Source organism: Paenibacillus sp. FSL M7-0420 (assembly GCF_038002345.1).
In the GTDB taxonomy this organism is placed as follows: domain Bacteria; phylum Bacillota; class Bacilli; order Paenibacillales; family Paenibacillaceae; genus Paenibacillus_AQ.
The window spans coordinates 5,471,094-5,490,270 of the sequence record NZ_JBBOCJ010000001.1; the positions used below are offsets into that span (position 1 = coordinate 5,471,094).

Annotated in this window: 19 protein-coding genes; 7 read left to right on the forward strand and 12 right to left on the reverse strand. The window is 53.0% G+C overall.

Annotation, left to right across the window (positions count from 1 at the left end):
- Positions 1 to 35: 35 nt before the first annotated feature.
- From MKX51_RS23320 to MKX51_RS23340, 5 genes are all read right to left on the reverse strand, one after another.
- Positions 36 to 4,592: a carbohydrate binding domain-containing protein gene (locus MKX51_RS23320; RefSeq protein WP_340994037.1), complete on the reverse strand. Its 4,557-nt coding sequence runs from the start codon at positions 4,590 to 4,592 to the stop codon at positions 36 to 38.
- 256 nt (positions 4,593 to 4,848) lie between these two features.
- Positions 4,849 to 5,058, reverse strand: coding sequence for a hypothetical protein (locus tag MKX51_RS23325; RefSeq protein ID WP_036690502.1), 210 nt, complete (start codon positions 5,056 to 5,058; stop codon positions 4,849 to 4,851).
- Positions 5,059 to 5,072: 14 nt separating this feature from the next.
- On the reverse strand, positions 5,073 to 5,594 hold the full coding sequence (locus MKX51_RS23330) for a PRC-barrel domain-containing protein (protein WP_340938789.1): 522 nt from the start codon (positions 5,592 to 5,594) through the stop codon (positions 5,073 to 5,075).
- A 90-nt stretch (positions 5,595 to 5,684) separates the two neighbouring features.
- Positions 5,685 to 6,836: a cysteine desulfurase family protein gene (locus MKX51_RS23335; protein ID WP_340938788.1), complete on the reverse strand. Its 1,152-nt coding sequence runs from the start codon at positions 6,834 to 6,836 to the stop codon at positions 5,685 to 5,687.
- A gap of 157 nt (positions 6,837 to 6,993) precedes the next feature.
- A complete protein-coding gene (locus tag MKX51_RS23340) occupies positions 6,994 to 7,464 on the reverse strand; it encodes a DUF523 domain-containing protein (RefSeq protein WP_340994038.1) in 471 nt (156 codons plus the stop codon).
- A gap of 102 nt (positions 7,465 to 7,566) precedes the next feature.
- Here MKX51_RS23340 and MKX51_RS23345 point away from each other — a divergent pair, with 102 nt between their 5' ends.
- From MKX51_RS23345 to MKX51_RS23355, 3 genes are all read left to right on the forward strand, one after another.
- Complete coding sequence (locus MKX51_RS23345; protein ID WP_340994039.1) at positions 7,567 to 8,265, forward strand: SOS response-associated peptidase; 699 nt, start codon at positions 7,567 to 7,569, stop codon at positions 8,263 to 8,265.
- Between the two features lie 110 nt (positions 8,266 to 8,375).
- Positions 8,376 to 10,190: an alpha-glycosidase gene (locus tag MKX51_RS23350; RefSeq protein WP_340994040.1), complete on the forward strand. Its 1,815-nt coding sequence runs from the start codon at positions 8,376 to 8,378 to the stop codon at positions 10,188 to 10,190.
- Positions 10,191 to 10,339: 149 nt separating this feature from the next.
- On the forward strand, positions 10,340 to 10,744 hold the full coding sequence (locus MKX51_RS23355) for a GNAT family N-acetyltransferase (RefSeq protein WP_340994041.1): 405 nt from the start codon (positions 10,340 to 10,342) through the stop codon (positions 10,742 to 10,744).
- 6 nt (positions 10,745 to 10,750) lie between these two features.
- On the opposite strand, the gene MKX51_RS23360 is transcribed toward MKX51_RS23355, so the two are convergent.
- From MKX51_RS23360 to MKX51_RS23370, 3 genes are read right to left on the reverse strand one after another with little or no spacing between them, the layout of a single operon-like run.
- Positions 10,751 to 11,230, reverse strand: coding sequence for a hypothetical protein (locus tag MKX51_RS23360; protein ID WP_036732304.1), 480 nt, complete (start codon positions 11,228 to 11,230; stop codon positions 10,751 to 10,753).
- Positions 11,227 to 12,486, reverse strand: a complete 1,260-nt coding sequence (locus MKX51_RS23365) for a DNA polymerase IV (protein WP_340994042.1) — start codon at positions 12,484 to 12,486, stop codon at positions 11,227 to 11,229. Before MKX51_RS23365 ends, MKX51_RS23360 begins: the two co-directional genes overlap by 4 nt.
- Complete coding sequence (locus MKX51_RS23370; protein ID WP_340994043.1) at positions 12,479 to 12,676, reverse strand: hypothetical protein; 198 nt, start codon at positions 12,674 to 12,676, stop codon at positions 12,479 to 12,481. The genes MKX51_RS23365 and MKX51_RS23370 overlap by 8 nt, the downstream gene beginning before the upstream one ends.
- 212 nt (positions 12,677 to 12,888) lie before the next feature.
- Here MKX51_RS23370 and MKX51_RS23375 point away from each other — a divergent pair, with 212 nt between their 5' ends.
- Positions 12,889 to 13,218 (forward strand): hypothetical protein, encoded by a 330-nt coding sequence (locus tag MKX51_RS23375; protein ID WP_340938777.1) that lies wholly within the window; start codon positions 12,889 to 12,891, stop codon positions 13,216 to 13,218.
- Positions 13,219 to 13,556: 338 nt separating this feature from the next.
- Here the strand turns inward: MKX51_RS23375 and MKX51_RS23380 are convergent, their stop codons facing one another.
- Positions 13,557 to 14,282 carry a hypothetical protein gene (locus MKX51_RS23380; protein ID WP_340994044.1) on the reverse strand — a complete coding sequence of 242 codons (726 nt, stop codon included), beginning with the start codon at positions 14,280 to 14,282 and terminating at the stop codon, positions 13,557 to 13,559.
- Positions 14,283 to 14,459: 177 nt separating this feature from the next.
- On the opposite strand from MKX51_RS23380, the gene MKX51_RS23385 reads away from it, so the two are divergent.
- Positions 14,460 to 14,810 carry a DUF3221 domain-containing protein gene (locus MKX51_RS23385; protein WP_340994045.1) on the forward strand — a complete coding sequence of 117 codons (351 nt, stop codon included), beginning with the start codon at positions 14,460 to 14,462 and terminating at the stop codon, positions 14,808 to 14,810.
- Between the two features lie 143 nt (positions 14,811 to 14,953).
- On the opposite strand, the gene MKX51_RS23390 is transcribed toward MKX51_RS23385, so the two are convergent.
- Positions 14,954 to 15,361 (reverse strand): hypothetical protein, encoded by a 408-nt coding sequence (locus tag MKX51_RS23390; protein WP_340938774.1) that lies wholly within the window; start codon positions 15,359 to 15,361, stop codon positions 14,954 to 14,956.
- Positions 15,362 to 15,593: 232 nt separating this feature from the next.
- On the opposite strand from MKX51_RS23390, the gene MKX51_RS23395 reads away from it, so the two are divergent.
- On the forward strand, positions 15,594 to 16,595 hold the full coding sequence (locus MKX51_RS23395; RefSeq protein ID WP_340994047.1) for a VanZ family protein: 1,002 nt from the start codon (positions 15,594 to 15,596) through the stop codon (positions 16,593 to 16,595).
- Between the two features lie 44 nt (positions 16,596 to 16,639).
- Here MKX51_RS23395 and MKX51_RS23400 read toward each other — a convergent pair whose 3' ends face one another.
- Positions 16,640 to 17,524, reverse strand: coding sequence for a LysR family transcriptional regulator (locus MKX51_RS23400; RefSeq protein WP_340994048.1), 885 nt, complete (start codon positions 17,522 to 17,524; stop codon positions 16,640 to 16,642).
- Positions 17,525 to 17,671: 147 nt separating this feature from the next.
- Here MKX51_RS23400 and MKX51_RS23405 point away from each other — a divergent pair, with 147 nt between their 5' ends.
- Positions 17,672 to 18,619, forward strand: coding sequence for an NAD(P)-dependent oxidoreductase (locus MKX51_RS23405; RefSeq protein WP_340994049.1), 948 nt, complete (start codon positions 17,672 to 17,674; stop codon positions 18,617 to 18,619).
- A gap of 66 nt (positions 18,620 to 18,685) precedes the next feature.
- Here the strand turns inward: MKX51_RS23405 and MKX51_RS23410 are convergent, their stop codons facing one another.
- Positions 18,686 to 19,174: a DUF4358 domain-containing protein gene (locus tag MKX51_RS23410; RefSeq protein ID WP_340994050.1), complete on the reverse strand. Its 489-nt coding sequence runs from the start codon at positions 19,172 to 19,174 to the stop codon at positions 18,686 to 18,688.
- Positions 19,175 to 19,177 lie beyond the last annotated feature (3 nt).

Below are 19,177 nucleotides of genomic sequence, written 5' to 3' on the forward strand. Positions count from 1 at the left end.
CCTTAATAACAAAATCCAAAGCATGTTCAAGGTGCTTAAGGTGTTGCTGCTGTCCCGTTATTCGTGAGCACAATATCATCTACGTCCACCGTCAGATGCCCGGTGCCGCCATCCTTGATATCCCCCAGCTCGAAGGAAATGCGGCCGATGGAGGTGCTGCCTCCGGCAACATCGAATTCTACGGTATATTCCTGATATTCGCTGCCCAGATCCACAATTTTGCTCGTATAACCGTGCCAGCTGTAATTGTCCGCTACATCCAGCCAGCCGATGCTGATATTCATTTTGCGTTCAGCCGATGCCTTGGCCTTGAAGGTAAGTGTATAATGATTGCCTTCGTTGTAAGCGACTCCCTCATAAAAGACCTGCCGGTCCCAGGTGTTCGTGCCGGTGGAGCCCACCTTGATCTGCAGCGCTCCATCCACATTGTCAATGGCTAACTCCCCGCTGTCGGAGGAGTAGCTGCTCCAGCCCTTAAGCGGTGCCGAGAAGTCCCCGTTCGGAATCAGATTCTCCCCGTAAGCCTCACCGTCCAGCACCGGGCTTACCTGAAGCAAGGAGATATTGCTCAGGTTGACTGTGTGCGCTCCCAGCTCTTCGGTGATCTTGCCCAGACTGAACTGGAGCACGGCTGCAGGATCGGTTGCCGGGGCAGTGAACAGATATTCATAGTGTCTGCCGTCTTGGCTGAGTCTCAGCTCCTGTTCCAGATAAGGGGTCCAGATATTATCGGCAGTACCGTCACGCTGAACCAGTGCCTTAATATCTCTGACTACCGAAGCATCGGCATCGAAACGCAGCAGATATTTCTTGCCTTGCTCTACCGGGATACCCGCTTGCTTCACCTGTGCATGCCAAGCCTCCGTTCCAGTTCCGCCGAGGCTAACCTGCAGTTCTCCATACACAGCCTTCATTACGGTGCTCTTCCCCGGGTCATTGTCATCCCAGTCCTTCTTGTATAGCGTCCAGTTGTCGGTGGAAGCGTCCTTGAAGCCGCCGTTCACCACCAGCTCGCGGGACAGATCCAGCCAGGCCAGATTGTAGCCGCTGCCGCCAAGACGGATGTAATAGCTTCCCGCAGGCAGCGCAAGTGGGGTTCCAATGATCGCCCGGTAGGACTGAAGACCTCCGGTATCGCCAACTGCCGTGCTGTAGACAGATTCCGTTACCACATTCTGCTTGCCGGCATCCAGCACTGACAGTGTAAGCTCCGAATCCGCGCGCACACTGGATACGCGGGTTACCGGAACAATACTTCCTGCCTGAGGCATTACCACCTTGTATTCCACATAGTCGCCCTTATCCATATCCGTGACATCCTTGCCGCCTTCACCGCTTGGAATCAGGCCCGTTCCCGAGGCTCTCCAGAACTGGTCTCCCCGCAGATGAAGATAGTTATTGAGCACTGGCGGATCGGTCATCCGTACCAGCCGCACATTGTCAATCTCGGTCTGCCCCGTAGCCGCGCCCAGAAGGAACGATAATGCAGCTTCTGTGCCGGACCCGCCGGACAGCTCAATTTCTGCTGTATAGCTCTTCCATTCCGGTGTCAGAGTGAAGGTGGTTCCATCCGGATAGACCGTCTGTCCACCGCTGCCCGCCAGCTTAATACCAAGCGGCTGCGCCTCGGCCGATCTCGCATCGAAGGCAAGCTGGTAGACGGCTGCCGCAGACACAGGAATTCCTGCCTGGGTCAGCGTCACATCCTCCGGCGATCCTCCGGCCTTCTGCACGTCCACCCGGAACTCCCGCTTCATCATCGGCAGGGCAAGTGTATTGCTTACACTGGCCTTCGCCGCTGCTTCCGAGCCCTGCTTAACGGCAAAGCTCCAATATCCGAGCCGCGTTTCTCCCAGATCGAAGCCTCCGTTATAGATCAGGTTGCCGTCAGCAAGCGGAGTGCGTACTACCGGCGGTGCTTCGGTCTCTACCACCCTTACATTCGCGAAGTAGGCGGATATGCTGTTCAGACCCAGATTGAACTCAAAGCGGGCATTATTGTCTGAAGCCTTCGTCATCGTAAAGCTGTACTCATACGGCTGCCAATCCGGTGTAAGCTGGAAATTGCGCTCCCCGGAATATGCCGTCCATCCGCCGCCGAATTCGGTCAGCTTGCTCATCAGCGGCCGGGCTGCGTCTGCTTTGGCATCGAAGGTTACCTTGTAGGCTTTGCCCCGCTCCAGCAGCAGCGGCTTCTGCGCAAGCTGAATGGAATAGTTCTGGGTTCCGGCTTCTTGGACAGCAACCTTCACCGCCTTGCCCTTATCCTGATCTTCAATGACGGAGACGGTTCCGCTTCCGCCCTCATTCTCAATCAATTCCCAATATTCCGGCTGACCCTGGGCCGCTACAGCACCCTTGAAGTCCCCGTTATAAATCTGATTCCCGTCTGCCAGGGCAGGACGCTGCGGGGTCGACAGTCCCGGATCGACCGGCCGCTTGCCTGTTACATCCGGCCATTGATCCAGGTCCTTGTATTTGTAGACCCGTACGTAGTCCACATACATTTTATCCGACTGGAAGTCGGCCTTCGGATCGCCCGGCCAGTCGCCGCCCACGGCCAGATTGAGAATCATATAGAACGGCCGGTCAAACGGAGCAGGGTACGTATAGTAATCCGGCTGCCCTTCGGCCTTCGTTCCCCAGTCACTCGTCTCAAAATACATTTCATCGTCCACATAATACCGGATCAGGCCCGGAAGCCATTCCAGCGTGAAGTCGTGATAATCATCCGCGAAGGTCTGGCCCTCCGGCAGTACATAGGTTTTGGTCTGGGATGCGTGCGGAATGTCGTAGTGAATCGAGCCATGGACCGTTCTTGGATAGAGATCCGCTTCTGCCTTGCCGGCAACCGGTCCCGTCAATTCCATAATGTCCATCTCGCCGCTTCCCGGCCAAGGTCCATACTGCGTCTCGTCATCGGTCGGCATCATCCAGATGGCCGGCCACATGCCCTGCTGAACCGGCAGCTTGGCCCGCACAGTGAATTTGCCGTAGGTCCAGTCGCCCTTCATCTTCGAGGTCAGCTTGGCTGAAGTATAATTCTTCCCGCCGTAAGCCTGCTTCCGGGCTTCCAGCTCCAGTACACTCTGCCCGCTCTCTGTTGTAAGCGAAGCATTGTCCGGGTGATAATATTCCAGCTCGTTATTGTACACCGTGCCGGTATCCTGTACATTCCATTTGCCCTCATCAATGGCCTGGCCGTCGAATTCGTCATTCCAGACCAGTTCCCATGGATTGTTCTGGGTTGGCGGAGTCGGGGCCGGCGTTGGGGTTGGCGTGACAGCAGGTGCCGCTGTCGGCAACGGCGTCGCTGGTGAAGACGTTGAGGTTGGCACTGGTGTGTCACCGCCGGCATTTCCGCCGCCCGCTTGGGCTGGGGCAGCAGTAGCCTTGGCACTGGCCTGCGCTGTTGCTGCTCCATTACCGGACAAGTCCCTAAGCGTCTCGCCGGGCTTGAGCGCCTGGCCGTTAAGCAGCACACGCTCCCCCTGGTTCTCAAGCCGGCCGATCTGCCCCCGGCTCATGATCTCTGATCCTGCAGCGCCTGCGCCGATGAGCACAGTCTCTGCGCGTGAGCCCGCTCCGATCTCCACCTTCGCCGGCTTAAGCAATTCGATGCGCGCTGCGGTGCTGCCATCCTCCAGTACCATCCTTACCAGGGTGGTAAGCTTATTCAGCTTGATCTGTCCCAGGGTAGATTGGCGGAACACCACCGAATGGTCACCGCCTCCTGAGATATGAGCCGTTCCCTGCACCTTAATGCCCGAGAACGAGACTTCCCCTTCCCCTGCTCCGGCTGTCACGTAGAGATTGCCGCTGACGGTTCCGTCTTCGAGCTGCACATTCGCCCGGTTGACAATCACATTGCCGGACACCGCTCCAAGCTTCTGGCTTCCCTCGCCGGAGCTGATCCACCCGACCATCCGGCTCAGCAGCTCGGCCAGCTCGGCCCGGGTCATCTGCGCTTGCGGATTCAGCTTGCCGTCCGCATCGCCGCGCAGGTAACCGGCGTCCAGCATCGCACTCACGGCTTCCCGGGCATAGCTGCTTACCGCTGCCGCATCTGACTGTGCAGCCAGCGCACCCGGGGAGCCCGCCTCCAGCGTGAACGCCCGGCTCAGCATGGTTACAGCTTCCTGGCGGGTGACAGCCGCTCCCGGCTGGAACCGGCCGTCCGTGTAGCCTTGAATAACGCCTGCGGCATTCACGCGGCTTACATCCTTGCCATACCAGGAAGAAGCGCTTACATCACTGAATACAGCGCTGCCCGAATCCGTATAACGGAACACGCGGCTGATGATGGCGGCCATCTCTGCCCGTGAGACCGCTTGTCCCGGTCTGAATTGTCCTGCCTCGTCCCCCTGCAGAATTCCTGCGGCTGACAGCCTGTTCACTGCGGCCGACGCCCAGTGCTGCTTCATATCGGCGAACCCTGCCGCCCGGGCTGCATCTGCCTGTCCTGTACTTGCAGACAGCCTGTCTGCGTCTTTCCCGTTATCTGCCTGCGCTATGCCTGTAGTTCCCGGAAGCTGTATCCCTGACAGCAGCAATCCGGCAATCAGAAGCTTGGATATTCCTTTGCGGTACATCTGAACATTCCCCCTCGTGTAGAACCTTGTTGAATTCTGGCCCCGCGCCAGTCGATTTCAGTATAGGGTCCGTATCCCGGAGACGACATACCAATTCCTTAGCCCGCATAACAAAGATGCAACTTTCGCAGTGTTGTTTTCCCCATTGTTTTTGGAGAACGCAAAAAGCCCAAATACCAGGCGGCTTCAAAAGCCGCCCGGTATTTGGGCACGGCGAATCTATGTAACTGTTAGCCGGTTATGAATCAGGCCATGCTCAAGAGGAGGCGTGGATTTGCGGGAAATCCTGTGCAACCTCTTCACCCGAGAACAGATCGTCAAGCGAGCTGAGCGTGCCATCCTCTTCAACCTGATACACCGACATTTTCTCGCCGTTGACCGTTAGTTCGATGAAACAGCCCCAGCAATAGAACTGGTGGGAGCCGATCTTGCCGATATCCTTGGAGTTGCAGTTTGGACACTTCATATAATACATTCCACCTATCCGTTAACAATATTAATGGCTTTTTGGAGCCGTTCTTCACTCATCGCAGGAACCAGTACAGAATCCTCTCCGATAGTCATCTCTTCAGAACAAGGCAGCCATTTGCGGCCTTCGATCAAATCAGTTACAAGCCCGTCACTGATTTCCAGCGCTACTATTGTGTTTCCCAACTTTTGGTCAAAATAAACATCCGATATCCGCCCAAGCACCGTTCCCGATGCGGTGAGCACCTGCCTGTCCTTCAATTTGTTCTTTCCCAAGAGGAAAGTGTAGGATATATGGTCAGCGTCGACCTTAACAATCGACTCTTTATTGCGGATCATGACAGCATCTTCGCCATAAGCGGCAATATTATCCCATGCCACAACTTTCACAAGCCTTCCAAAAAAAGATTTGCTTTCCAGTTCAATACCCGTAATATTCCAGTTTGAATCCAGTCCGATATCGATTATTTCACCGACTTCAGTACCCTCTTCAACTTCATACACAGTGAGGCCAATCATATCTTGAAGCTTCATGGTATCCCAAATCCCCTCACCCTTAAGTATTGCATACGGGTTCCCATGAGCCGGAGTGCCTCTTGAACGGCTGCCAGAATGTACGGACGCCTAGTCTCTTGTACGCAGCCGGCTCAAAACGGTTCCAACTTTCCGGGCAACAACCTGCATTTCTTCATTAGTATTACCCAATCCTGTACTAAAGCGAATCGCAGAGTTCAAAAGTTCTTCCGGAAGCTTCATCGCCCGGAGGACATGCGAGATTTCCAGAGATCCTGATGTACAGGCTGAGCCGCTGGCCGCCGCAATCTGTTCCATATCCAGATTCATCAGCAGCACATCTGTCCCGGCTCCGGGAAAGCTGATATTCAGAATTCCAGGCACCGTATGCTGTTCATTTCCGTTAATGACATATCTCCCTGCTCCGACCTGCTTGTCCAGCTCCTCCAGCAGTGTTCTGCGGAGCTCCAGAGCCTGCTCATGATGACCCGGCAGCCCTTGTACAACCAGTTCAACGGCTCTGGCGAACCCGGCGGTATGAGCCAGACTCTCCGTGCCCGCCCGCCGGCCGCGCTCCTGAAGTCCGCCATGCTGTCTTGGCGTAAGCGGCGCCCCCCGCCGGACGTACAAGCCTCCAATCCCCTGCGGACCTCCGATCTTGTGGGCCGAGAAGCTCATATAGTCAACGGGCAGGTCGCGGAGCACCAGGGGCAGCGTTCCCAGAGCTTGTACAGCATCTACATGCACAAGCACACCCCGTTCGGCCGCTAATCTGCCAATCTCTTCTATAGGCTGTACAGTTCCCACTTCATTATTCACATACATTATGCTAATCAGTACTGTATCCTCGCGCAGAGCCGATTCTACATCCTCCAGAGAGACACGGCCGGTAGCATCGACAGGAAGATAGGTGACCTCGAAGCCCTGCCCCGCAAGCTCCGCGCAGGTATGCAGCACTGCATGATGCTCAACCGCTGTAGTAATGATATGTCTACCCTTGGAAGCAGAAGCATAGGCTGCGCCGAACAGGGCGAGATTATCACTCTCCGTGCCGCCGCTTGTGAACACCCACTCCTCAGGGGAACAGCCCAAAAAGCCCGCGATTCTATCGCGCGCCCCATTTATAATTCTCTTGGCAGACCGTCCGAACTGGTGCACACTGGACGCATTGCCGTACTCGTTCAACAGCATATGATACATAACCGCTGCCACCTCCGGATGAACCGGTGTTGAGGCGGCGTGGTCCAAATAGATGGGTTTCATAACGAAATTCTCCGCTTCTTGAAATTCAGAATTTTCTTAATGGACGGCAATGCCGTTTTTACTTACAGGACTACTAGATTATACTGCTGAACTGCCTGTTTTACCACCTGTTAATAAACACAATATTGTAACATTTGTCCATGGTTGACGCTCCCGGTCAGCCCTCTAATTCCGGCAACCGCGCGGCAAGCTGCTCCTCGGAGATCACTTCAATACCATGCAGCCGCAGGAGAGCTGTGGTCACCCCTTCTCCGGGGATTTTCCCGCCCGCAAATTCTCCGTTATAGATCCTGGAGCTGCCGCAGGAAGGGCTGTTCTCCTTAAGGACAACAAGCGTGGCAGCTAAGCTGCGTGCCTGCTCCAGCGCGGCATACGCGCCTTCTATATACATTGCGGTTACATCATTCCCTGTTCTGTCAACCACCCGGGCCTGCCCCTTCAGCACATCTCTGCCGCTGCCGCCTATAATCTCTGCCGGTTCTCTCGGGGTAGAGAAGCCGCCCAGCAGTTCGGGACATACAGCAACCGCCTGCCGGCTGTCCAGCAACTGCCGGATGCCCTGCTCCAGACAATCGGTTCCATTATATCTGACCTTCATTCCTGCCAGGCAGGAGCTTACGATAATCATGTGCTGCCGTCCCCCTTCGCAATCCTAAGTCTCATCTTATATAATGCTAAGACAAGCTGTTCGGTCTGTAAACCATTAACTATCCAGGGAGGCATAGACAACATGTGCGGAAGATATACGATCACGGTAACACTGGAGGAGCTGATCGCCAAGTATTTCATCCGGGAGCATCCGCTCATCCAATATGCACCGAGATATAACGCGGCTCCGATGCAGCATATTGCGGCGGTCATTCATGACGGCACACAGAATAAGCTCGGAGAACTCCGCTGGGGGCTGCTTCCTTCCTGGTCCAAGGAGGACAAGAACGCTGCCAAACTAATCAATGCCCGCAGTGAGACCCTGCTGGAGAAGGCTTCATTCAAAGGGCTGGTGGCCTCCCGCCGCTGTGTGATTCCCGCAGACGGCTTCTATGAGTGGAAGGCCCTGGAAGGCGGCAAGCAGCCGATGCGGATCACGATGCGGGACGGGAAGCTGTTCTCCATGGCTGCACTGTATGATATCTGGACCAGTCCGGACGGCGGCAGAATCTCTACCTGCACGATCATCACCACCGCCCCGAACACTCTCATGAGAGACATCCATGACCGGATGCCGGTCATTCTGGATGCAGACGGAGAAGCGCAGTGGCTGGAGCGCAGCAACCGGAATATTCCCGACCTGATGAAGCTGCTGCGGCCTTACGATGCGGAGCAGATGCTGGCTTATCCCGTCTCCGCAGCCGTGGGCAATGCCCGGAGTGACTCCCCGGAGCTGATCCGCAGAGCCGGGCCGGGGCCGGTGCAGGGCACCCTATTTTGACTGCTGCCTGGAGAAATATCTGCTGTTTGAAACCTCCGGTCCCAGGGTATTAACTAAAGCTCAACTCTCATAATATCCATCCACAATACGTATCCCAGGAGGAATTCCATATGGCTCCCAGCAGACAAGCAGTGTCCTTAAGCTCATCCGGCTCCTCCATCGAGCTGGAATGTCTCTACCATTCAACGCAGGGGCGATGGGCGTATGCCTACAACAAGGACACCTTCCATTTAAGAATCCGCAGCAAAAAAAACAACGTAGATCGGGTATTTGCCCTGATCGGCGACAAATACGACTGGGAGCAGCATTATCAGGAGCTGGGTATGCGCAAGGTGGCTACCGACAGCTTCTTCGATTACTGGGAAGCAGAGATCTTCCCCGAATTCAAACGCTTCTCCTATGGCTTCCGGCTGGAAACCGATCAGGAAACCGTATGGATGCTAGAATCCGGCTTCTTTACAGACGGGCTGCCCGAGCCTGCCGGAGGCTACTACGAAATGCCTTACCTTCATGAGGCCGACCTGCTTCAGGTTCCCGAATGGGCGAAATCTGCGGTCTTCTATCAGATCATGCCGGACCGGTTCGCTAACGGAGATCCGGCGAATGACCCCGAAGGGACACTCGAATGGGGGGCACCGCCCACCCACGACAGTTATTTTGGCGGAGACCTGCAGGGGATGATTGACCATCTGGATTATATTACCGAGCTTGGCGTAACAGCGCTGTATCTGACCCCGGTCTTCCAGGCTCCCAGTAATCATAAATATGACACCGTTGACTACGGAACGGTCGATGCAAACTTCGGGGATCTCAATAAGCTTAAGCAGCTGGTGGACCTGGCTCATTCCAAAGGACTTAAGGTGGTCCTCGATGCCGTCTTCAATCATACCAGCTCCGAGTTCGCACCGTTCAAGGATGTGCTGGAGCATGGAGCGGATTCCAAATACGCAGGCTGGTTCCATATCCATGACTATCCCGTTCAGGTAGTGGACGGCAAGGCCAACTATGATACCTTCGGCTTCTTCAGCGGGATGCCCAAGCTGAACACTGCCCATCCGGAAGCCAGAGATTATCTGCTGGATATCACCAAATTCTGGCTCAAGGAGGTACACATCGACGGCTGGCGGCTTGATGTAGCCAATGAGGTGGACCATGTGTTCTGGCGGGATTTCCGCAAGGCGGTCAAGGAGATTAACCCGGAAGCGTTCATCATCGGCGAGGTGTGGAGCGACTCCCTCAGCTGGCTGCAGGGCGACCAGTTCGATTCGGTAATGAACTATCCCTTCTCTGACCGGCTGCTGAAGTTCTTCGGCGCGGACAACGACATCGACGCGGATACCTTCGCCGCGCAGATCTACGGGCTGCTTATGCGGTACCCCCGGCAGGCGAATGAGGTGCTGTTCAATCTCCTGGCGAGCCATGATACCCCGCGGGTGCTGAACCGTCTTGGCGGGGACAAGCAGCGGCTGAAGCTGGCGCTCACCTTCCTGTTCACCTTCACCGGTACGCCATGCATCTTCTATGGGGATGAAATCGGGCTTGACGGAGAGGACGACCCGGATTGCCGCAAATGCATGATCTGGGAAGAGGACCGGCAGGACCGGGAGCTGCTGCGCTTTTATCAGAGCCTCATTGCCCTGCGCAAGGAGCACGAGGTGCTGCGCACCGGCCAGTTCCGCTTCCTGCAGAGTGATCCGGGCAGCCGGGGCATTGTGTATGAACGCTGGAATGAGCGCGCCCGCTTCACGGTCTGGATGAATAACTCTACTGAACCGCTGACGCTTACGCAATCACTGAGCGGCGGAGCCTGGCAGGATGCCTTGAGCGGCGAGCCTGTAGAGGGCGAGGGTGACCAGATCCGCCTGACGCTGGAGCCGCTGGCATACCGGATTTTGTATAGCGGACAAGCTGGTGGCGAAGCGTGAGCACTTTATAGTATAGACAAAGACAAGCCCCCGGAAGGGGCTTGTTTGCTTATAGCTGTTTGTTACACCGGACCAGGCAACCAGAGGTGGTATACTTTTGTAAGGACAACCGTTCTTCACACACTATACAATGACAGGAGAATCGCCCTATGAACATCAGAACCGCAACCGAAACGGATTATGCATACCTCGCAAGCCGTGACCATCACGTCCTGAATTCACTACTTCTCTCCAAAATAAACCAGCAGGAAATCTATATTCTGAACGAGGGCGGATCGGCGATCGGCTGGCTGCGGTTCGGGTATTTCTGGGACCAGATCCCCTTCATGAATCTGCTGTGGCTCGATGAGCCTTACCGCAGAGCGGGCTTCGGCAGACAGGCGGTGCAGCACTGGGAGCAAGCGATGCAAGCCCTGAGCCACAAGCAGGTTATGACCTCCTCGATGGCGAGTGAAGAGGCCCAGCATTTCTACCGGAAACTGGGCTACCGGGACTCCGGCTGCCTGCTGCCGGACAATGAGCCGCTGGAGATTTTCTTCACCAAAGCGCTGTAGCTGATACTAACTGCTCAAATGCTGGTTTTTCAGACCGGCTCCAAGCTCCGCTGTGTACCTGGTCAGCCGCAGGCTGATCTCCGTGCGCATAACATCCCGGGTGAGTCCGAAGCGTTCCTGATAGCCCCGGCAAAAGATTTTGTAATACACCAGGAACTCCTCCTGCTCATCCGCCAGCACCCGGATATTATGCTGCTTCAGCTCCTTCTGGAGCTGGTAGGTATCCTGCATAATACGCTGCTGAATCGCCTGGCCGGCGAGCATGAAAGCCCGCTTCAGAATGCTATTGGACAGCTCAAGCTCCTTCAGGCTTTTGCTGACCATCGTATCGAGGTAAGGAAGCAGAATAAGGTCACGCACCATCGTCCGCTCCTCTACCGTAATCATTTTCCTGCCCTCTGTCCCCTGCTTCTGTTCATACTGCTGGACATGCTCTGTCATTAACATTTTGGATTTCCACCGCTCATTTCCGTCTAGCTTGCTCATTTATAGTGCCCTCCAATCTGCTGCGCCCGTTCCAGGGCGACCCCAGATTCCAGCAATGAAGACGCGCGGATCAGCGCCCCGCTTCCGTACCGGTTCTTGATCTGATCGATAGCCCGTTCTCTGTTACTGCTGCGCATCCGGTCGTCGAACAAGGTCAGCTGCATCACGCTGTCATCCGTGAGCTGGGATATAGAGATAGTCAACCGGCTTATCGGCAGACCGCTCCAATGATCCACGAATAGTCGGTAGGCTGCCGCTGCCACCTCATGGGTTAACGACGAAGGCTCCGGCAGTGTCGTCCGCCGGCTGTAGCCATTCGAGGTGTTGCCGTCTGTCTCTACTACCGCAACAGACACCACCGATCCCATGTACTGGTACTTCCGAGCCCGCTGGCAGACCTCAATCACCAGCTCCAGCAGCACCACCTCAATCTCCGGCAGCCGGGTATAGAGATTCCAGCGCAGCGCCTTCCCGTGGCCGACAGACTTCATCTCATGGCGTATTCCGGTAACGACCGGGCTGGGATCGATACCGCGGGCGGTCTGCCAATAATATTCCGCCTGGATATCGCTCTGCTTGCCCATGGTCCTGCGCATCCGCTGCTTGAACTCCCCCAGCTCCATCCGGGCAATATCTCCAATTGTTGTAATCCCCATACGGTAAAAGTTCCGGGTCATCCGCCCGGCCACCATAAACATCTCGTGTACCGGACGCGGCCACAGCTCTGTGTCCAGATTATCGTAATCCAGCTGGAACGTGCCGCCCGGCTGCTTTTTGGCGAAGTTGTTAGCCATTTTGGCGAGGATTTTGGACGGGCCGATGCCCACCCGGGTCCACACCCCCGTGGATAACAGGACATGCTGCTGGATGGAGTGAATCAGCTCCGGCAGATCCCCTCCGAACGCGCGCAAGGAGCCAGTCACATCCAGGAACTGCTCATCGATACTGAAGGCCTCCACCAGATCGGTATATACTTGGTAGATCTCGGAAATGAGGAGGGAGACCGTAATGTAGGTCCCCATCCGCGGCCGGATGACTACGAGCTCCGGGCATTTCGTCAGGGCTTCCCCCACGCGCGAGGCAGTGGTCACCCCGCGGGATTTGGCAAGAGGGCAAGCGGCCAGCACAATCCCGTTCATCCGCGTGGGATCGCCGACCGCCACAGGCTGATCCGCGTATTCGGGATGGGCCGCCTTCTCGACGCTGGCATAGAAGGACTGGCAGTCGGAGAGCAGAATAATCCGCTCTCTAGGCATACCGTTGCCCCCGTAACGGGCGCCAGGACAGAATATTGGCGGCCAGGAACACACGGGGCTGGCCGGTGCTCAGACAGGTGGCCCGAATCCGGCCGTCCCGAATCCCCCTCACCTCAATTTTCCGCTGCGTAATCCGGCCCGCCTTGTCGAGATATATCATTTCTATAGTTTGGCCGATGCTCATCTTCATGATTGATCGCCTCCGCGTAAAGTGAGAACATCTGTTTGTATTATATCCAAACAGATGTTCCCTAATCAATCATGAGTATATTCCTTGAATCCCATAATTATGTATCTGTGCTGCTGAAGGTGATATAATCAACGATTGTACAAGAAAGGGGCTGGGGCAAAGTGAGAAAAATCGTCGTTGGCGGACATACCTACTGGTGGAGTTATCAAACTGTGAGAGACGTGTATTACCGTTCAACGCTGACGCTGATCACAGAGGACAGAAAGAACAAATGGATTGTTAAGTTCACCACTATAGATACCATTACTGCCGGAAGTCCTCTAAATGAAGGATTACGGGTCATCAAAGAGGGGCAAAACTACGCAATCAACCTAAACCAGCCCAAGTATGTCGCCGAAGTGTTGCAGTATGTACTGGATATGGGGCTGGATACATCCGCCAAGAACGTGCATGAGTTAAACGGCAATGATCTGCTGGCCGGCATGGGGTACCGGGACACTACGGGGATGTTGATACCCGCAGCAGTTATTCGGATGCTGTAGGCGCTGGGACGATAGTAACTGCATTTTGTACAATGGAATACTGTAAAAAGGCTTCGAAATAGAATCTGTTGTATTCGGTACAATTGAATATTGAAAAAAGGTCCTTTTTCACCCAAAACACAGCATCCCATTGTATGAAATACAATAGAATCTTATTTTACGGTCAGCTATGCGTTTTCTATTGCAGGAAATACAATCAGCTACTTGAATGTCTGGTACTGATACTAAAAAAGGATATACATTTCATGTCAAAGCTCTGGAAGAGTGCACTGTAAAGTTCAGTATCTGCACAAGAAAGAGCCCCGCTTAATTTCAGCAGGGCTCGGTAAGAAATACTATTAGTTTGTTTTAAACCAGACTCCGCCTGTTCCATCATAATTTCGGGAGAATGCAATCAGCGGGGAGACATCACTTGTCTTCACCTTATAGCCAACCCAACCCTCATGAGAAGATCCGGCATAGACTTTTGTACTTATAGATGGATCTGGCGCTAGAATAATCTGGGCACCATATTCAGTGCCTGATGTTGATATGAGCTTATAATCAAACTGGTTTAAGTCCGCAGTAGCTCCAACCTTATCTACTTTGGATATACTTACTTTAATTTTAGCAAATAAGTATTCGTAGCCCGCTTCCGGTTCGCTTGCAAAAGCATCATACTGTTCTTTTGCAGCTTCCCAAGCTGCCGCACCTCTAAGAACCTGTGTAACAGCAACTGTTCCGGAATAGCCGCCTGTTTTATAATTGAAATTAACGGATTTCCCAATCTCGGTAGGTGTAGTACGACTAGAAGCTGTGACACTGTTAGTGGCTAGAGCAGCGGGGCTGCCTAACGTAACTTTTTTATTCTTTATGGTCACGGTGGTTCCAGTTGCCTTTGCTAATTCCTGTACCGGCGCATATATGGAGCCATTAATGACAGCACCCTCAGCAATTTTGACTCCACTCTTTTCAATAGTTACCACGCTCTGAACCTTCTGTCCCAGTAGTCCTGATGCTGCAAGTACAGTTACGCTACTAAATAGCATGGCCCCTGAAACAAACCCTATTACAAATTTCTTCATCTTATCCTCCAATGGTAGTTTTATCCTATCCTACCATTGAACTATATGGTCAGTAAATAATCTAAATCACTCGCCATAATGGAAATGCTGTTTATTCATATATTGGTCATGTGATGAACGCTTTATCCGCGCAACCACGGTTAAACTAATGTCTTAATCCTTCAAAGGAGAAGGTCCATGCTGCTAAAAACCAGTACTATCTCTAAAAAGGCACTTATTTTTATTTTCTTGTTATTAGTCACTGCCTGCAGTAAGGATGACACCCTTTTTAAGGGAACTGTACACACAGTAGATGCAGACAATAACAGGATTCTAGTCATTGCTCAATTAAAGGAAGAAGACTTGGATAAGAATTACAAGGAAGTTCTGGGAACTAATACGTACTCTCAAGCCATTTGGGTAAATGAAGTTTCGCCTTCTAAATATAAAAAGGGTGAAGAGATTGAAGTGTTCTATACAACAAGTGATGATTCATTTCCGGCACAAGTTACAGCCAACAAAATTGTAAAATCAAAAATTGAGCAATGAAACCTGCAAGCAAGGGTCCAAAACTGCTATATTCGAGCCTTTGGCCATGCCGACAGAAGGTCTGAATCTACTCCAGCATAAAGAGCTATCCCAAGCAGCCGTTTCATGGCTTCTGGGACAGCTCCGTTCTGTTTTTTGCTTTTTTACCCAGTCGAAACGCCGGAGAAGGTCACGGGTCCGGTAACACTGGCAGTATTGAGCAGAACATTGGTGCTGTTATTGGCCACACCCAAAGAATAGGCATGATAACCTGCCGGAACATTTAAATCCAGATAAGAAATGGTAATTGGCTGTATTGCGAGTATAGAAAGCCCGCTTGCTCCTACATTAAAAATCGGCTGGTTATCCCGGTATATAGTGAACACTACATTCGGAATGCCAAGCGTAGTCTGAAACCCAATGGTTGCACCAAGCAGAACATCACCGTTTGCTACAGTAGCTAATCCAAACTCAGCCAATATTAAATTTTGCGCCGGCGTAAGAATTGGAATGGACAGGGTCTGCGTGCCGGTAGAGGCTGTGCTCCGTCCTACATCGATTATTTGTGCCACGATCAGGCCACCTCCCTTCCTGTAATCTATGAATATAGTATGTTAGGAGGACCCTTCCAGATTGGATGGATTCCAAGTACGATTAACACATTAATGTGTGTGGATAGAGGAAGCTCGGTTACTGAGGGGCTGGACTGCAACTGTCCGCCTTGCTTGGGCTAACGAAGATAGCTTATACTTCCTTTGTCCTCTGCAAGGGACATAAACTAGCGGTAAAGAGAGGTTAACCATCATGCTTCAAGGCAAAACGAGGACGGCCGTTTGGACCGGTTTGGTTCTGTACACGGGTCTCACTCTGTTTTTCTTATTTGTCGGCTTCAACCGCTCATCGGCTCTACCGGAGACGGGTTTGCGGTATCACCTGTCTTTTGACGGGATTCCGTTGATATTTCCGGGCTATGGTTATTCGGAGCTTTGGGTCTTCAGCCTGGGTAACTATCTGGCCTTCGTACCGTTCGGACTATTCATTCCGCTACTGGTCCGCTCCCGGTTCCTGCCGTTCCTCTTGGTCTTCATAGCAGCCATCACCGGGGTAGAGCTGATTCAGATGGTGACCCATTTGGGTGCGTTCGACATTAACGACATCGTCGTTAATACGCTCGGTGCAGCTGTCGGCTACGGCGCCCAGCGGCTGATCCGCCGCGACCGGTGGGCGCCAATAGGTATGCTCAAGCTCCTGTCCTCAGGCGCGGTCTTGACACTACTCGTCTACTCCGCCGTGAGCGGTATCAATTATTATCTGGAGCATGGCCGCGGGGAGATCAGGGCGCTGGATCAGCTCCCTGTTGAACGTGGTAAAATACAGTGGGAACAAAGGCTCAACAGCTTCACTATGGCCCAAGAACAGATCGAACCAGCTATCAATCTGTACAGCCCTGATCATCCGGGACTCCACGAGTTCTCACTGCGCCTGGATGGACAGTATAAGGAGTTAACCGGGAATTTCGGCGTCCCTGACGATGCTGTCCCTGCTAAGGGCAGCGGCACCGGCAGCGTCATCATCAGCGCCGACGGAGAAGAGATTTATTCCCTGGATGTGAATATCGCACCGGGAGAGAATCAGCCGCTGTCTTTTCAGGTTAGAGTTGAAGGCAGACAAGAGCTGATCATCACAATCAATACCGAGGCTGCCGACCCCCGAACCCATGCGGTGTTGTGGGACCTTACGCTTACAGAAGCCAATGCCGGGCAAAAGCTGGCAGCGAGGCTTCACCGGTTGCTCGGCGGGGGATAAAATAAACTGCCCCTGGCAGAAGCCCGGCGCTTTTGCAGATCAAATCATTGCACTCCAAATAGCTCCTGCAGATACTGATCCAGAATACGAAGAGGCTCTTGCAAGGCCTGATTGGGAAACTTATGCGTGACCTTATAGCATATTCTTGGGGGCACGGATTCCGATAGCTTCTGAAGCACAAACTCCCCCATCCCCGCCATATGTGCGCCAATCGAAGCGGGAACGATCGTCCATTGTCTGGAATCCGTCAAAAAAGTCGTAATCAGTCCCGCTGTGTCCAAATGAACACGGGACGGGCAAAGGGGGTCCCACCACTGGTCATGCCGGAATTGAAACTCCCTGTTCCAATTGATGAAGACCTCATGCTGCGCCTCCAATTCTTCCATGTCCACCGGATCTCCAGCCTGCCGCCCCGGGGCGGCCACACGCAGCACCACCATTTCTTCCGCAAAAAACGGGGTAACCGTGACACTCGGCGACACGATCTCCCGCACCACAAACGCCACATCCAGCTCGCGCCGCTCAATACTGTCAAAAGCCTCCTGCGTATGCTGCGTACGAATCTGCAGCCGGATGGGCGGGGTATGCTGACTAAGCTTGCGGTAGACGGGAGGCAGCACAAAGTGACTGATACTCTCAGCCGCGCTGATGGCCAGACTTAACTGCGAGCCGCTGGCCTGTAAGATTTGGGTCTCCCTCCACAGAGCATCCCATCGTTCCGCAATACTAAAAAAGTCCTCCCCTTTCGGGGTTAGACTGATTTTGGGCGCCCCCTTTCTCCGCTCCACCAAAAGGCCGCCCATTTCCTTCTCCAGGGTCTTTAAACGGTAGCTTACCGTAGCCTGTGACAGGTGCAATAATTCAGCTGCTTTACTTATGCTTCCGGTCTGTACGATCGCCAGGAACGCTTCAATCCCGGGGAAATACATACAATCCCTCCTCGAAATATAGAAAAAGTTAATATAGTTCACAAAATATTTGCGTTTTACATCATTATTCTTCATGTTTAAAATATCATTAACAATGACAAAGGGCCAGCCTATCCGGTTTGCTTCAAAGTGAAAGGTGGTACAGCCATGAAGATTCTTATCGTCGGTCATTTCAGTGAGAGCGCGCAATCCAAGATTACAGGGCATTTTCCGCAAGATTGGAACGTTGTTATTGTCCCGCCCGGCGAGGAAATGCTGCAGCATATTGCAGATTGCCAGGTCCTCATCCCTGAACATATTCAAGTGGATCACAGCCTGCTGGCTAAAGCCAAGCAATTAAAGCTGGTCCAGACGGGTGCAGGCTATGATAATGTCGATATCTCTGCCTGTACACAGCTTGGGATCTGGGTAGCCAACGCCTCAGGGGTCAATGCACAGGCGGTGGCCGAGCACGTAATGGCCCTGATCTTGTCTTACTATAAGAACATCCCGTTTCTGGATCGCTTCATGAAGAACAGACTGGATGAGAATCAATTGGAGTATACAGGAAGTGAATTAGAGGACAAAACCATTGGGATTATCGGTCTGGGCGCTATCGGAAAAAAGGTGGCTGCGTTCTGCAGTGCTCTGGGGATGAATGTGCAGGCTTATGCGAGGAATACCGCTGTGTCCTCTGACGGTGTCGTGAAAATAACGGATTTCGATACGCTGATCAGCACATCGGATATCATCAGTGTGCATGTTTCCTTGAATGAGCAGACCAAACAGCTGATCAACAAGGCGGTTTTGGCGAAAATGAAGAATAGCGCTCTGTTCATCAACACGGCCCGCGGCGGGATTGTGAACCAGACTGACTTGATTGAGGCGTTACAAAACGGGGAACTCTCCGGCGCCTGCCTGGATGTATACGAATCCGAGCCGCTTCCCCTTGACAGTGAGCTGCGCAATTTGGGTAACGTGATCCTCACTCCCCATACCGCAGGCATGCCGGACGGCCGGAAATTCCACAAGAAAAGATATGATTTTTTCATCGCTAATATAAAACGTGTAGCAAACGGTGAAGTGCCTGAGAGCAAGCTTAATCAGCTGCTATAATTCCAGACAAAGACCCCTTCTAAGCCGCAGATGGCCCAAGGGGTCTTTGTCATATAGTGTAAGGGATTATTTAAGAGCTTCGTTAAAGGCATTTTCGATTTGCTCAGCATCCTTGGAGACCGTGAACAAAATATAGCGGCCTTTGATCTTTAATATATGCTTTTCGACGAGGTAAAATTGCTCGGGGCGGTAGTCTTTCAGCTTGACTTTTTGAGCCTCAATTCTTTCCATGATTTTTTGCTTAACGCTGTCCGCTTGAGACTCTTGCTTCACTCTGATCACGGCCAGTTCATTCGCTTCCACGTTCGATTCTGCCGTATACAGCACAAAATCCTCAACTTCATCTGCATTAAGCTGATAGAGCTTCTTAAGCCTGTTCTTATCCCCCTTTTCCATACCTTCCATAGAAGCCGCTTGCTTGATGCGCTCCTCAATGGTATGGACAGGAACGTCTTTGGCGTCTTCCTTCTTACTGGAGCATCCGAGCAGAATGCCGCATACGATCATGACGGCAGACAGGACAACCAGGTACTTTATTTTCTTTCCAGTCAGCATCGT